This window comes from Curtobacterium sp. Leaf154, from assembly GCF_001424595.1.
GTDB lineage: Bacteria > Actinomycetota > Actinomycetes > Actinomycetales > Microbacteriaceae > Curtobacterium > Curtobacterium poinsettiae.
The window spans coordinates 438,583-451,649 of the sequence record NZ_LMOS01000004.1; the positions used below are offsets into that span (position 1 = coordinate 438,583).

Below are 13,067 nucleotides of genomic sequence, written 5' to 3' on the forward strand. Positions count from 1 at the left end.
GGAGCGCCGAGCGCCCGCCTCGCGTCGGCGAGACGGGCGGTTCCTGTACGCGGGTACAGGTGGACTCAGCGCTTCTCGCCCGGCAGCTGGTGGATCGCCTCGGTCGCGAGCTCGGCCGCGACGTTGTCGCCCGACTCGGTGGCCGCGCGCAGGCGTCGGAAGTCCTCGGTCATCCGGTCCCAGTCGACCAGTTCGTCGAGGTTCGGCAGCCGCAACCGGAACGCCAGGCCGTCCATCGTGTCGCGGCAGACGCGCTGCAGGTTCTCGTTGCCGCACTCGGCGACGTACAGGGCGAAGACGTCGAGGGCGTCGTGGTTGACGGCGGCGACCTCGTGCGCCTCGAGCTCGGTGATCGTCTTGTCGAGCTGGGCCAGGATCTTCTTCCGGCTCGCCGTGCCGAGGCGCGGGACCGCGAGCCGGACCACACCGCCGAACAGCACGCCGAGGGTCTGCATCGCCTCGATGACCTCGGCGGGGTCCGGCGTCGTGACGCGGGTGTACCGGTTCGGGGCCATCTCGATCAGGCCGGCGCGGGACAGCTGGCTCAGGGCCTCGCGGATGGGCGTGCGGGAGACGCCGAGCCACGAGATGAGCTCGTCGTCGTTCAGTCGTTCCCCGGGGAGCAGGGTGCCGTCCATGATCGCGTCGTGGATCTTGTGGCGGACGGTGTCACGGAGCAGCTGGTGCTCGGTCGGGGCGCTGCGGGGGACCGGCATGCGTTCTCCTTCGGGGGTGGCGGCGTCGGGGCGCCGGGCGAACGGGCACGGTCGACATCGCACGTGCTCGCATCACCGTACCTGATATGACAACGGCGTTGCGATCGGTTCAGCGCGTGTCAGTACCGGGGTGTCCGGTGCCGGTTCGGGCGGGTCCTCGATCGACGAGCAGGCGGATCGTGGCCGGGTCCTGGGCAGCGTCGTACCAGCGCTCCAGCACGGCGACGAACGGGCCCGGGTCGGCGGCGATCCGGGCGAAGAGCGTCATCGACGACCGGAGCTTCACCTCGACGACTTGCGGCCGCGGCGGAGTTCGTCGAGTGCGACGTCGTGCACCCCCTGCTGGGCGCGGACGAAGCGGTCGAGGTCGAACGGGTCGTCGGTCACCGGACGACCCCGCCCCAGCCGTACCGGACCGTCGTGCCGTCGACCACGAGCAGGGAGTCCGGCGCCCGGTCGAACAGCCCGGGCATCCCGACCGCGTCGGGCAGGTCGCCCTCGAGCCGGTCGAGCGTGGCCGCACGGGTGGTGAGCACCGGGTGCTGCCGCTGCCAGAACAACGTCTGCGCCAGGTACCGCGCGTGGATGCCGGCCCGGGTCGTGAGCTCCGCGGCCAGCGGGGTGTCGACGACCTCGCCCGCGGTCACCCGCACCGACGCTGCGTGCTTCGGCTTGGCCGCACCCGTCGGGCGTTCCTGCCGGAGCGACCGCGCCCACAGCACCGGGTGCAGTGCGCGGGTCGGGTGCCGGACGGAGCGGTGCGCGATCGCGTCACCCCGGCGCCGGGAGCGTGCGTGCGCGAACGTGTACGGCACGCCGAGCAGCGCGTGCGCCGCCACGATGGCGGGCACGTTCGCGGTGTCGACCGTGCGGTAGGTCACCCCGCGCCGCCCCTGGTCGTCGACCGTCAGGACCTCGATCGTGACCTCGGTCATGGTGCCGAGCCGCCCGGCGGACGGGAACGGCGGGACCCGGGTCTCACGGAACACGTACGCCGACAGTCCCACCCAGGCGCTGCCGTCGACGACGTCCGGGCGGGTGCCACGCGGCACGAGCCGCCGCAGCGACGCCGGGTCGTGCCGCCAGTGCGCGAAGACGATGTCCTCCCACGCGTGCTGGGTGACCGGGCGGTGCAGCAACGGCACCGCCGCGCGGGTCCACGACGGCTGGGTCACGGCTTCGGCGCGTGCCGACCGACCCGGATGCTCCAGAGGACCAGCGGCAGCTGCAGGGGGAGCCGCAGGACCCCGACCAGCCGCATCGCCCGGCTCGAGGTGGGGTGCTCGAGCAGGTCGTTCGCCATCTTCAGGTTCGCCGGGAACACCGCCGCGAACAGTGCCGCCGCAGCCCAGCCCGAAGCGCGGCGGGTCGCGGGGAACGCGAGCCCCGCGGCGATCCCGAGCTCGGCCACGCCGGAGGCCAGCGTGGTCAGCCGCGGCGGCAGGGCCTCCGGCACGATCCGGTCGAAGTGGGTGGGGCGCAGGAAGTGCATGGCACCCGCCCCGCCGAGGGCCACTGCCAGGATGGTGGCAGTGCGGTTGGCACGTCGGATCCGCTCACGTCGTCGCATGTGCCCATCGTGCCCGCTCGTCCTCGGAAGCAGCCGGAGGCGCGGCTCAGTTCAGTGCGCACGCACGGCAGTGCGCGTTCACGTCAGTGCGCGTTCACGTCAGTGCGGTCGCGACGAGGTCGAGGACCGCCGTCGCCACCTCGGCCTTCGTGCCGGAGGTCTCGCGGACGACCTGGCCACCGGGGACCAGGACCTCGATCGCGTTCTCCTCGCGCTCGAAGCCGGCCGACCAGCCGACGTGGTTCACGACGAGCAGGTCCGCGGGCTTCCGGCCGATCTTGGCGCGCCCGAGTTCGACCCGGGCATCGCGGTCGGGTTCGGTCTCGGCGGCGAACCCGACGATGACCTGCCCGGTCCGCCGTGCTGCGACGAGGTCGGCGAGCACGTCCGGGTTCCGCACCAGCTCGAGCGTCATGCGCTCGCCCTGCGCGTCCTTCTTGAGCTTCTCGGAGTGCACCTCGGCCGGTCGGTAGTCGGCGACCGCTGCGGTCATCACGACGACGTCGGCCTCGGCGGCGGCCGCGTGCACGGCGTCGGCGAGTTCGAGCGCGGACCCGACGGGCACCACGGTCGCGTCCAGTCCGGCGGTCAGCGAGCCGTCCACGTTCGCGGCGACGAGGGTCACGGACGCGCCACGACGGACGGCTTCGGCGGCGATCGCGATGCCCTGGCGGCCGCTGGAGCGGTTGCCGACGAACCGCACCGGGTCGAAGGGTTCGCGGGTGCCGCCGGCGCTGACGACGACGCGGACGCCGGCCAGGTCCCCCTGTTCACCGCGGGCACCGGTCCCCGCACCCGTGCTGGTCCCCCCACCGCGGCGGCCGGCCGGGGCGGGGTGCTCGTCGAGCACCGCGAGTGCCGCGACGACGATGTCCTCGGGCTCTGCCATCCGTCCGATGCCCGCGTCGTCGCCGGTGAGCGCGCCGACGACCGGTCCGACCAGGTGGACGCCGCGGTCACGCAGCGTGGCGACGTTCGCCCGGGTCGCGGGGTGCTCCCACATCTGCGGGTGCATCGCGGGGGCGACGACGACGGGTGCCTCGGTCGCGAGCAGCGTCGTACCGAGCAGGTCGCTCGCCAGGCCGTGCGCCATCCGGGCCAGCGAGTCCGCGGTGGCGGGGGCGATGACGACCAGGTCCGCCCGGCGACCGAGCGCGACGTGGCGCACCTCGGCGACGTCGTCCCACACGCTCGTGGTGACGGGGTTGCGGCTGAGGGCCTCGAGCGTGGGCAGACCGACGAAGCGCAGCGCGCCCTCGGTCGGGACGACGTGCACGTCGTGGCCACGCTTGACCAGGTCGCGGACGACCCCCACGGCCTTGTAGGCGGCGATGCCCCCGGTGATCCCCACGATGACGGTCAGGGCGCGCTCTGCTGCTGCGTTCACCTGGCTCACGCTACCGGGGCCACGTGCGAGGATCGACGGCATGTGCACCGTCGTCGTCCGCGTCGACCCCGGGTCCGCGTGGCCCGTCACCGTCCTGGCCCTGCGGGACGAGTCGCCCGAACGCCCGTGGGACCCGCCCGCCGCGTGGTGGCCGGACCGCGACCCCGAGGTCCGCGGTGTCCGTGACCGTTCCGCCGGTGGAGCCTGGCTCGCTGCGTCCGACCGTGCCGGACTGGCCGTGGTGCTCAACCGCGCCGAACCCGTCGCGAGCGCCGACGGGACCTGGACGACCCGCGGGGTGGTGCCGGTGGACGCCGTCGCCGACGACCTGCTGCCCGGACACGACGGCACGCTGCCGACCACCCGGGCCTTCAACCTGGTGCGCGCCACGGCCGAGGGCGCCTCGGTGCTGACCTGGGACGGCGATCGGGTCCGCACCACCGAGCTCGGTCCCGGCGTCCACATGGTCACCCACGGTGCGGCGGACGACCCCGCTGCACCGCGCATCGGTCGGTGGCTCGAGGCCTTCCGCTCGGTCGATGCGCCGACCGGCCCGCCGGTGCTCGGCCCCTTCGACGAACTCCGCACCGTGGACGCCGGTGCCGACGCCGGGGACGGGTGGGGTGGTTGGTTCGGCGTGCTTGCGGAGTCCGCAGCGCTGCCGAGCGACCACCCCGACGCGATCCTCCGCGACGTGCACGAGACCGAGGGGCACATGACGACGCTGTCGATCGTCGCGGCGGCGATAGCTCCGGGCCGCACCGTCCTGCAGCACGCCCGGCTGACCGAACCCGGTCGGCTGGACGGGTCGGTGGAGCTGCACCGCGCCTGACGCGCTCGGCGCGCCGGACCCGACCCGGGCCTCCCGGCTGCGCCCCGCGCCCGTCGCGAGACGCCGGCGTCTCGCCGAGACGCCGCCGAAAACGGCGGCGTCTCGTGCGTTCCGGGGCGTCTCGGGATGACGCCGGCGTGCAGCGTGCGCTCCCCACCACCGGACGGGAGGCCCGTGGTGGCGCGACCACGGGCCTCCCGTCCGCCTGTCCCTGCGTTCTCGAGCGCGCGAGACGCCGGTGTGCCTGTCAGGCGCCGCCAGGTGCGCGAGACGCCTCCGGATTCGGCGGCGTCTCGTGGAGCTGGAGGCGTCCTGGGGAGACGACGGCGTCTCGGCTAGAGCGGCGGGCGCGTCCCGGTGAGGTCCTCGGCGACCGCCCAGAGCGAGCGGGCGAGGTCGGCGCTCCGTGCGGAGCCCGGGATCGACACGGTGGTGGTCGGACCGGTCATGCCGAACGGACCGGAGGGCCCGTAGTACGCGCCACCCACGGCGTTCGGGCCGACCGCCGCGTAGAGCAGCGGTTCGGTGCCCTGCTCGACGGCCTGGGTGAAGGGCAGCGCGCGGTTGCTCGACCGCACCGGCTTCGACCGACCGAGCGAGCGCCCGGCGGCCTGCAGGTTCGTCCGGGTGTAGCCGGGGTGGGCGGCGGTGCTGACCAGGGGCACGTCGGCCTCGACCGTCAGGCGGTGCAGGTGCAGCGCGAGGAGCAGGTCGGCGAGCTTCGACTGCGCGTAGGCACGCCAGCCGTTGTAGCCGCGCTCCCACTGCAGGTCGGCGAAGCGGACCCGGCCGGGGATCGCGGCGAGGCTCGACATCGTCACGACACGGGGTGCCTCGGCCAGGGGTGCACCGGTCCGGGCTGTCCCGGCGCGGAGCAGCGACGGCAGCAGCAGGTTCGTCAGGGCGAACGGGCCGAGGAAGTTCGTGCCGAACTGCAGCTCGAAACCGTCGACGGTCTCGAAGCGCTCCGGCGGGGCCATCACGCCGGCGTTGTTGACCAGGACGTCGATCGGACGTTCCTCGTCCACGATGCCGCTCGCGAAGCGGCGGACGCTGGCCAGGTCGGCGAGGTCGAGTTCGCGGACCTCCACGTCGGCGCCGGGGTGGGCGGCGCGGATGCCGGAGGCGGCGGACTCGCCCTTCTCGGTGCTGCGGACGGCGAGCACGACGCTGGCGCCGGCTCCGGCGAGGCGCAGGGCGGCCTCTCGTCCGGTGCCGCTGTTGGATCCGGTGACGACGATGCGGCGTCCGGTCTGGTCGGGGAGGTTCGGCATGCGGGTGACCGTACTCGTCCGGGCTGGCCGACCCCGGCCGGGCCTGTGCCGGACCGGTCTCCGACCCCGGCCTGGGCCGTGCCGGACCGGTCGCCCACCCCGTGCGTGCTGGGGCGCATCGTGCTACATTGATGCAAACGCATGGAAATGCGATCAGGAGGACACCATGAGCAACGCATTCGGCACCGACCGTCCGTCGGACGTCCCGCCGCCCGCACCCGATCGGGTCGGGCCCCTGCAGCTCGGCCTCGACACCTTCGGCGACGTCACCGAACGCGCCGACGGCAGCCTGCAGTCCGACGCGCAGAGCATCCGCGACGTCGTCGAACAGGCCGTCCTCGCCGACCAGGTCGGCGTCGACTTCATCGGCGTCGGGGAGCACCACCGCGCCGACTTCGTCGTCAGCGCCCCCGAGGTCGTCCTCGCCGCCATCGCCGCCCGCACCGAGCGCATCCGCATCGGCTCGGCCGTCACAGTGCTGTCCTCCGACGACCCCGTCCGCGTGTACGAGCGCTTCGCCACCGTGGACGCGCTGTCGAACGGCCGCGCCGAGGTCATCCTGGGCCGCGGCTCCTTCACCGAGTCGTTCCCCCTGTTCGGCTACGAGCTGAGCGACTACGAGGTCCTGTTCGAGGAGAAGCTCCAGCTCTGGGCGGCCCTGCGCGGCGGCGACGCCGTCACCTGGTCCGGCACCAAGCGCGCGGGCCTGGTCGACCAGGACGTCTTCCCGAAGCTCGAGCACGGCGCCATCCCGACCTGGATCGGTGTCGGCGGGTCCCCGCAGTCGGTCATCCGTGCCGCGTCCTACGGGATGCCGCTCTTCCTCGCCATCATCGGCGGGCAGCCGGCACAGTTCGCCCCCTTCTCGCGCCTGTACCGCCAGGCCCTCGCCCAGCTCGACCTGCCGCAGCAGCCCATCGCGATGCACTCGCCGGGCTTCGTGGCGGCCACCGACGAAGAGGCCGCCGAGCGCTACTGGCCGTACCACAAGGCCGTCACCGACCAGCTCGGACGGGAGCGCGGCTGGCCGCCCCTCGACGTCGCCGGGTACCGTGCGAGCCTGTCTGCCGGCGGGTCGCTCTACGTCGGCTCGCCGGAGACCGTCGCCCGCAAGGTCGCACGCAACATGCGGATCCTCGGCGCCTCGCGCTTCGACATGCGGTACGCGACGGGTCGCCTGCCGCACGCCGACATGATGCGGTCGATCGAGCTCTACGGCTCCGAGGTCGCGCCCCGCGTGCGCGAACTGCTGGCGCAGCCCGTCCCCGTCGCCTGACGGACGCGGTCCCGGTCCCGGTCCGGGTCCGCAAAACACCGGTGTTCGCACTCCGCACCGCCCTTCGCGGGTGTTCGGAGCGTGAGCACCGGTGTCTTGCGGGCAGGTTCCGGCGGGCAGCGCTGCGCGCGGGCGACGGCCGGGAGGCCCGGGGCGGCCACCGAGATCGGCTCACGGGGGCCGCGGGTACGGTCCAGGGCATGCCGTCACACCCCGACCACGCCTCCGGTCCCGTTCCTGGTCACGCCTCCGACTCCGTCGTCGAGCGCCGGTTCCGCGGCCGGATCATGGGCGTCGGCACGACCTCGGGCGTCCGCATCGTCGTCGGCATGTGGGACCGCTCACCGTTCGGGCCGTTCACGGACGTGTTCCTCGAGCTCCCCGACGGCACCAGCGTGCTGCTCGCCCCGGACGAGATCGTCGCCGCGTACGTCTCCGGCACCTACCGCTTCGACACGGTCTCGGTCGTGGACGTCCACGCCCGCCGCACCGCCCGCGGCCTGGAGCTGAGCGCCGGTGCGCTGGAGGCCTCGATCGACGTCGGCGGGATCTCGCCGCTCGGCCGGATCCTGCGCATCGTGCCGAAGCCGATCGCCCGAGACCCGCGCTGGCTCGCTGCGATCGACCCCGTGGCACGCCTGCTCGCGCCTGGGTCGGGCACCGCGGGCTCGGCGGGCAACGGCCGCCGCGAGTACTACGGCGTGACCGGGGCGCACGACGTCACCGGTGTGCGCGGCACCTGGGCGGGGGAGTCCCTGGGGGACCTTGCGCCGCTCGACCCGCCCGTGGCGTTCGGCTTCGCCTCGATGCCGAGGATCCCGCAGGTCGTCGACGTCGAGACCACCATCCGCGAACCCGTCTGAGCCCGGCCGGCCGGGAGTCGGTTCCGTGCGTGTGCATGTTCCGACGATGCACGTGTCGAACGACTCGTGTCCGGTCGCTTGATGCACACGCATCCGGTGCGTGTGCATGCAACGACGTTCCACCTGTCGATCGACGCGTGTGGTGTCGCATCCTGCACACGCATGTGCGGCCCGACGGCCGGGATCTGCGGGGGCGGGGGCGGCGAGGCGGAGGTGCGCCGGGCCTCCAGGGCGACCTCGACCGGACCACCTCGACGCGCGGGGCTGACGCGTCCAGCGCCGGAGGGGCACACTGGTCGGAACGGTACGGCCCCGTGAACCGACGGTCGCACGTCGGGCGGATCGGGGCGCATGACGCAAAGGAGCACCATGACCGACACACAGACGGAGCAGCGCGCCGCGATCTCGGACATCGTCCACGGCGCCCACACGGCACTGCTCACCACGGTGAGCGAGGACGGGAACCTGCACGCCAGGCCCCTCGCGGTGCAGGACAAGACGTTCCACGGGACCCTGCGGTTCCTGGTGCAGGACGGCAGCGAGAAGGTCGAGGACATCGCGCGGAACCCGCACGTCAACGTCTCGATCGAGTCGCAGGGCGGGTACCTGTCCATCGCCGGGACCGCGACCGTGACCCAGGACGACTCGGTCGTCGACGAGCTGTGGTCGCCGTTCGCCGAAGCGTGGTTCCCGGAGGGGCGTCAGGACCCGACGATCCGGCTCCTGACGGTCGAGGGGGTCTCGGTCGAGTACTGGACCCAGGACACCGGGCCGGTCGGAAGCCTGGTGCAGATGTTCAAGGCGGCACTCGGCAAGCAGAGCCAGCCGGACACGGGCGACCACGGGACGCTCGAGCTCTGAGGCTCTGACGGCGTGGTGGGGCCGGCCCGGTGCGGGGCGGTGCTGTGGCGCCGGCTTGGTGCGCTGACGCCGTCGTGTTGCTGTGGCGCCGCCTCGCGCGCATGACGCCGCCGGATTCGGGGGCGTCATGCGCACGTGGCGGCGTCGTGACGAGACGACGGCGTCCTGCCGCGACGAGACGACGGCGTCGCGCGAAGACCAGCCCGGTCTGCGCGTCAGCTGCTCACGGCGGGCCGAGCAACCAGAGCACCGCGACCAGCACCGGCTGCCCCGCCAACGCCGCGGACACGAGCGTCCACCGCATCCAGGGCTTCGCGACCAGCTCGGGCGACCCGAACAGCGGCGCGAGCGGCATGAGCAGCCGCGGGGTCGAGGCCATCGGCAACGACACCGCGAACACGTACAGCGCGTACCCGGCCGAGTACAGCACCGTCGTGGGCCCGAGCCGGCGCGTCGACTTCCGGAGCAGCCAGATCGGGTACGAGACGAGCAGGAACACGACGATCAGGATCCCGCCCACGCCGAGCCAGCGGCCCGCGATGAGGAACCACGGCGTCAGCGGCACGAAGTCCACCCGGCCGATGAAGTTCACCCACCAGGACATCTCCGTCTCCAGGTACGCGTTCGGCGTCCCGGTGACGTGCGAGGCGATCACCGGCCAGGCGAGTCCGGCGGCGACCATGGTCAGGCCGGCGGCGACGACCCCGACCTGCTCGCGGAGCGGGAAGCCCTCGAACACGCGGCCGGTCTCCCGCCGCGCCCGGACCCACCGGACGAGCGCGACGACGCCGAGCACGAGCGGGATCGCCAGGGCGCCCGGGCGCGTGAACGCCGCGGCGACCCCGAGTGCGGTCAGGAGGGCGTACCGCCGACGTTCCAGCGCGAGCAGCGCCCCGAACGACAACACGAGGAACATGCTCTCCGCGTACCCGACCTGCAGCAGGAACGACAACGGACCGCAGCTGAAGAAGAAGACCGCCCACATCGCCGCTGCGTGCCCCGCCCGGTCCCGCACCAGCCGGTGCAGCAAGAAGGTGGCGATCAGGCCGGCGACGATCGCGACCAGCGGTGCGCCGAGGTCGAAGGGCACCCCGGTCGAGGCCGTCAGCGCCCGGATGGTGAAGGGGAACGCCGGCAGGAAGGCCCAGGCGTTCTGGGCGACGTTGCCGGCAGCGTCGAGGGGCAGGGCATCCGGGTAGCCGTGCAGCGAGATCTGCTCGTAGTACTGCCCGTCCCAGGCGACCAGGAACGCGCCGAACCCGTGTTCGTTGCCCCAGATCGCGTTGTCCGGCAGGGCACGACCGATGAGCGGGTACGCGAGCGCGAGCCACAGTGTGGACAGCACCCGGCCGCCGGTCCAGACGAGCAGGACCGCCGCCCACGCCGGCAGCGACGTCACGGTGTCGAGGGCACGCCGTCGGCCGGCGGACCACCGTCCGGCGAGCACGCCGGCACTGTCGGTGCGGCTCACGCGCGAGTTCCTCGGCGTTCGGGTGGTCGGGTCGGCACCCGGCCAGGGTAGTCGGCCCGAGCGTGAGGATCGCCCCGAACCGCGCCTGGAGGTCCGACCTGCGTCGTGCATCCCACCTCGCGCCCGGTGGACGGCCGGTGCCGAGTGCGGTGGGTGGCTCGTTCCACGCGCCGTCCAGACGCCTGGTTCCGCGTGGGGACGGGCGACGTCGTGACGACAGGGACGTCCGCGGGCATAGTCTCGATGGGCGATGACGACGACGGCGACGACACCCAGACGACGGACGGGCAGCACTGCGGTCGCCGTGCTGGTGGCCGGGGCCTACTTCATGGAGCTGCTGGACGGCACCATCCTGGCGACCGCCGCGCCGGCGATGGGGCGTGACCTCGGAGTCGACTCCGCCGCGGTCGGTGTCGCGATCACCGCCTACCTCGTCACCCTCGCGGTGTTCATCCCGGTGTCCGGCTGGCTCACCGACCGGATCGGTTCGCGGACCGTCTTCGCCGGGGCCATCGCGCTGTTCACGATCGCGTCCGCACTGTGCGCGCTGTCGACCGGGCTGGTGGAGCTGACGCTGTGGCGCATCCTGCAGGGCCTCGGCGGAGCGCTCATGGTGCCCGTCGGCCGGCTCGTCGTGCTCCGGAGCGCCGGGCGCGAACAACTCGTCACCGCCATCGCCATCCTGACCTGGCCGGCCCTCGCCGCCCCGATCATCGCGCCGTTCATCGGCGGCGTGCTCGTCGAGACGCTGTCGTGGCACTGGATCTTCCTCATCAACATCCCGCTCGGCGTCATCGCGTTCGTCGCCGCCCTGGTGCTCGTCCCGCAGGAGCGTGCGGCGCAGCGGGTGCCGTTCGACTGGTTCGGGTCGCTGCTCGCCTGCGTCGGGCTCGGCTCGCTCGTCGTGATGGCGTCCCTGCTCGCACTCGACGTCATCCCGGTCCTGGCCGTCGTCGTGTCCGGTGTCGTCGGAGCCGTCTGCTGCTGGTTCGCGATCCGGCACTTCCGTCGGGCGCCGCACCCGATCATGGGGCTCGACGCGTTCCGGCTCGAGACGTTCCGGGTGTCGCACGCCGGCGGCAGCCTGTTCCGTCTGGCGGTGTCCGCGGTGCCGTTCGTGCTCCCGCTGCTGTTCCAGGACGCCTGGGGCTGGAGCGCCGTGCTCGCCGGGTCAGCGGTGCTCTGGGTGTTCGTCGGCAACCTCGGCATCAAGCCGATGACGACCCCGTTCCTGCGCTGGTGGGGCTACCGCCCGGTCATCATCGTGTCGTCGGCCATCGCCGCGCTGACCGTGGTCGCGATGGCGTTCATGACCGAGGACACCCCGTTCTGGCTGCTCGCCGTGCTGCTCGTCGTCAGCGGTGCTGCCCGCTCCGTCGGCTTCACGGCCTACAACACCATTGCCTTCGCCGACGTCGAGCAAGCAGACATGACCCCGGCGAACACGCTGTCGTCGACCCTGCAGCAGACCGCCGCGGGCTTCGGGGTCGCCGTCGCCGCGGTGGTCATCCGCGCGGCCTCGGGGCTCGGGGGCGACGGACCGTACACGGTGGCCTTCTGGGTCATCGCCGCCCTGCTCGTGGTCGCCTGCGTCGAGGGCATCCTGATGAGTCGCTCAGCGGGCGACACCGTCCGTCCGGTCCGCCGTGTCCGCGCCTGATCCCGCCGCTGTCCGTTTCCGTCACGGTCACACGGACGAAACCCGGCAGGCGTTACAGTCTCAGCAACCGTCCGCGGTACCCGAGTACGGTGACCGCGGCAGGGTGACCGGAACACCCGGACAGGAAGGCAGCATGGCCGCGCCAGAGCAGCAGAGCACGATCGCATCGGACCAGACCGTGCAGCCCACGCAGCTCCGTGTCGTCAGCTACAACCTCCGCGAGCACACCGCCAACGGCGAGCTCGCCGCACTGGCCGAGGCATCCGACGCCGACGTCCTGTGCGTGCAGGAGTGCGACAGCAACGACCTCGCTCCGTCGATCGGTGGCCTGTCGCTCGCCGCGTCGACCCGCACCAACCGACTCGGGCTCGCGATCTACAAGCGCGACGACCGCTTCGAGGTGCAGGACTTCAGCATCCACTCGCTGCAGAAGTCGCTGCACGACCGGGTCCTCGCACCCGCGCACGAACGACTCATCGCGATGCACCTGCGCGACACCGAGGCCGACGCCGAGGTCGTCGTCGCGTCGTTCCACGCCTCACCGTTGACCGCGACGAACTCCCTGCGCCGCAAGCAGATCGAGGCGGCGCACCAGTTCCTGCGCGAGCTCGCGAAGGACGTCCCCGCGGTCATGGTCGGCGACTTCAACTACCCGTGGTTCCAGACGAACCTGCGTCGCAAGATCGAGCAGGGCGGGTTTGCACTGTCGCTGTCCGACCAGCCGACGTACCTGCGCTACCGAAAGTTCACGGGCCACTTCGACTTCGCGACGAGCGTCGGGCTGCACATCGCCGGCGTCGAGACCCTGCCGGCGGGCATCTCCGACCACCGTCCGATCCTGGTGCGAGCACACTACGAGCACCCCGGCGAGACCGGCGCCGTCACCACCGTCGAGGCTCCCGCCGCCTGACGGGTGCCCTCGGGCGCTGGCGGCTGGCGGCTGGCTGCCGTGGTCGTGCGACGTGCCGCGGATGTGCCGCCGGCTGGTCACGAAGTGTCGGCTGGCGGCCCGGCGGGCGACGGTTCGCGACCAGCCGGCGGACGTGAGCGGGGAGTCGTGACCGCTCGGCCGACGACGCTGGGCGCGCCCGTTCAGCCCGCAACGCACTGGAGGCCCGGTGCCGGTCTCGTGGACCGGTACCGGGCCTCCAGGCGGT

At 72.8% G+C, this 13,067-nt stretch carries 14 protein-coding genes; 6 read left to right on the forward strand and 8 right to left on the reverse strand.

Annotated features, from left to right (window positions below):
* Nucleotides 1-65 precede the first annotated feature (65 nt).
* From ASF75_RS08530 to ASF75_RS08545, 6 genes are all read right to left on the reverse strand, one after another.
* A complete protein-coding gene (locus ASF75_RS08530; RefSeq protein WP_017888510.1) occupies nucleotides 66-716 on the reverse strand; it encodes a GntR family transcriptional regulator in 651 nt (216 codons plus the stop codon).
* A gap of 109 nt (nucleotides 717-825) precedes the next feature.
* Complete coding sequence (locus ASF75_RS17985) at nucleotides 826-984, reverse strand: hypothetical protein (protein WP_200942683.1); 159 nt, start codon at nucleotides 982-984, stop codon at nucleotides 826-828.
* A 14-nt stretch (nucleotides 985-998) separates the two neighbouring features.
* Nucleotides 999-1,103 carry a DUF1810 family protein gene (locus ASF75_RS17990; RefSeq protein ID WP_017888512.1) on the reverse strand — a complete coding sequence of 35 codons (105 nt, stop codon included), beginning with the start codon at nucleotides 1,101-1,103 and terminating at the stop codon, nucleotides 999-1,001.
* The gene (locus tag ASF75_RS08535; RefSeq protein WP_056070536.1) at nucleotides 1,100-1,891 is read right to left on the reverse strand and encodes a YqjF family protein; all 792 of its coding nucleotides are present in this window, start codon (nucleotides 1,889-1,891) and stop codon (nucleotides 1,100-1,102) included. The genes ASF75_RS17990 and ASF75_RS08535 overlap by 4 nt, the downstream gene beginning before the upstream one ends.
* On the reverse strand, nucleotides 1,888-2,286 hold the full coding sequence (locus ASF75_RS08540; protein WP_017888514.1) for a hypothetical protein: 399 nt from the start codon (nucleotides 2,284-2,286) through the stop codon (nucleotides 1,888-1,890). The genes ASF75_RS08535 and ASF75_RS08540 overlap by 4 nt, the downstream gene beginning before the upstream one ends.
* Nucleotides 2,287-2,380: 94 nt before the next feature.
* Complete coding sequence (locus tag ASF75_RS08545; protein WP_031260447.1) at nucleotides 2,381-3,649, reverse strand: bifunctional phosphopantothenoylcysteine decarboxylase/phosphopantothenate synthase; 1,269 nt, start codon at nucleotides 3,647-3,649, stop codon at nucleotides 2,381-2,383.
* Nucleotides 3,650-3,713: 64 nt separating this feature from the next.
* Between ASF75_RS08545 and ASF75_RS08550 the strand changes: the two genes are divergently transcribed.
* Nucleotides 3,714-4,505: an NRDE family protein gene (locus ASF75_RS08550; protein ID WP_042538123.1), complete on the forward strand. Its 792-nt coding sequence runs from the start codon at nucleotides 3,714-3,716 to the stop codon at nucleotides 4,503-4,505.
* A 335-nt stretch (nucleotides 4,506-4,840) separates the two neighbouring features.
* Here ASF75_RS08550 and ASF75_RS08555 read toward each other — a convergent pair whose 3' ends face one another.
* A complete protein-coding gene (locus ASF75_RS08555; RefSeq protein WP_056070539.1) occupies nucleotides 4,841-5,779 on the reverse strand; it encodes an SDR family oxidoreductase in 939 nt (312 codons plus the stop codon).
* 166 nt (nucleotides 5,780-5,945) lie between these two features.
* Between ASF75_RS08555 and ASF75_RS08560 the strand changes: the two genes are divergently transcribed.
* The 3 genes from ASF75_RS08560 (at nucleotide 5,946) to ASF75_RS08570 (ending at nucleotide 8,779) form a co-directional block, all read left to right on the forward strand.
* The gene (locus ASF75_RS08560; protein ID WP_082509571.1) at nucleotides 5,946-7,055 is read left to right on the forward strand and encodes an LLM class flavin-dependent oxidoreductase; all 1,110 of its coding nucleotides are present in this window, start codon (nucleotides 5,946-5,948) and stop codon (nucleotides 7,053-7,055) included.
* A 200-nt stretch (nucleotides 7,056-7,255) separates the two neighbouring features.
* A complete protein-coding gene (locus tag ASF75_RS08565; RefSeq protein ID WP_082509572.1) occupies nucleotides 7,256-7,918 on the forward strand; it encodes a hypothetical protein in 663 nt (220 codons plus the stop codon).
* Nucleotides 7,919-8,287: 369 nt separating this feature from the next.
* On the forward strand, nucleotides 8,288-8,779 hold the full coding sequence (locus ASF75_RS08570) for a pyridoxamine 5'-phosphate oxidase family protein (RefSeq protein WP_017888520.1): 492 nt from the start codon (nucleotides 8,288-8,290) through the stop codon (nucleotides 8,777-8,779).
* Nucleotides 8,780-9,002: 223 nt separating this feature from the next.
* Here the strand turns inward: ASF75_RS08570 and ASF75_RS08575 are convergent, their stop codons facing one another.
* Nucleotides 9,003-10,250, reverse strand: coding sequence for a hypothetical protein (locus ASF75_RS08575; protein WP_056070542.1), 1,248 nt, complete (start codon nucleotides 10,248-10,250; stop codon nucleotides 9,003-9,005).
* Nucleotides 10,251-10,500: 250 nt separating this feature from the next.
* Between ASF75_RS08575 and ASF75_RS08580 the strand changes: the two genes are divergently transcribed.
* Together ASF75_RS08580 and ASF75_RS08585 are read left to right on the forward strand one after the other, a co-directional pair.
* Entirely contained in the window at nucleotides 10,501-11,910 is a 1,410-nt protein-coding gene (locus tag ASF75_RS08580) for an MFS transporter (RefSeq protein WP_017888522.1), read from the forward strand.
* Between the two features lie 133 nt (nucleotides 11,911-12,043).
* Entirely contained in the window at nucleotides 12,044-12,820 is a 777-nt protein-coding gene (locus ASF75_RS08585) for an endonuclease/exonuclease/phosphatase family protein (RefSeq protein WP_017888523.1), read from the forward strand.
* Nucleotides 12,821-13,067: the final 247 nt, after the last annotated feature.

What these genes read in the sequence shown, in the direction of transcription:
- ASF75_RS08555 (WP_056070539.1), bottom strand. Translation starts at nt 5,779, where the DNA reads ATGCCGAACCTCCCCGACCAGACCGGACGCCGCATCGTCGTCACCGGA.
- ASF75_RS08550 (WP_042538123.1), top strand. Translation starts at nt 3,714, where the DNA reads ATGTGCACCGTCGTCGTCCGCGTCGACCCCGGGTCCGCGTGGCCCGTC.
- ASF75_RS08580 (WP_017888522.1), top strand. Translation starts at nt 10,501, where the DNA reads ATGACGACGACGGCGACGACACCCAGACGACGGACGGGCAGCACTGCG.
- ASF75_RS08530 (WP_017888510.1), bottom strand. Translation starts at nt 716, where the DNA reads ATGCCGGTCCCCCGCAGCGCCCCGACCGAGCACCAGCTGCTCCGTGAC.
- ASF75_RS08585 (WP_017888523.1), top strand. Translation starts at nt 12,044, where the DNA reads ATGGCCGCGCCAGAGCAGCAGAGCACGATCGCATCGGACCAGACCGTG.
- ASF75_RS08565 (WP_082509572.1), top strand. Translation starts at nt 7,256, where the DNA reads ATGCCGTCACACCCCGACCACGCCTCCGGTCCCGTTCCTGGTCACGCC.
- ASF75_RS08540 (WP_017888514.1), bottom strand. Translation starts at nt 2,286, where the DNA reads ATGCGACGACGTGAGCGGATCCGACGTGCCAACCGCACTGCCACCATC.
- ASF75_RS08560 (WP_082509571.1), top strand. Translation starts at nt 5,946, where the DNA reads ATGAGCAACGCATTCGGCACCGACCGTCCGTCGGACGTCCCGCCGCCC.
- ASF75_RS17985 (WP_200942683.1), bottom strand. Translation starts at nt 984, where the DNA reads ATGACGCTCTTCGCCCGGATCGCCGCCGACCCGGGCCCGTTCGTCGCC.
- ASF75_RS08570 (WP_017888520.1), top strand. Translation starts at nt 8,288, where the DNA reads ATGACCGACACACAGACGGAGCAGCGCGCCGCGATCTCGGACATCGTC.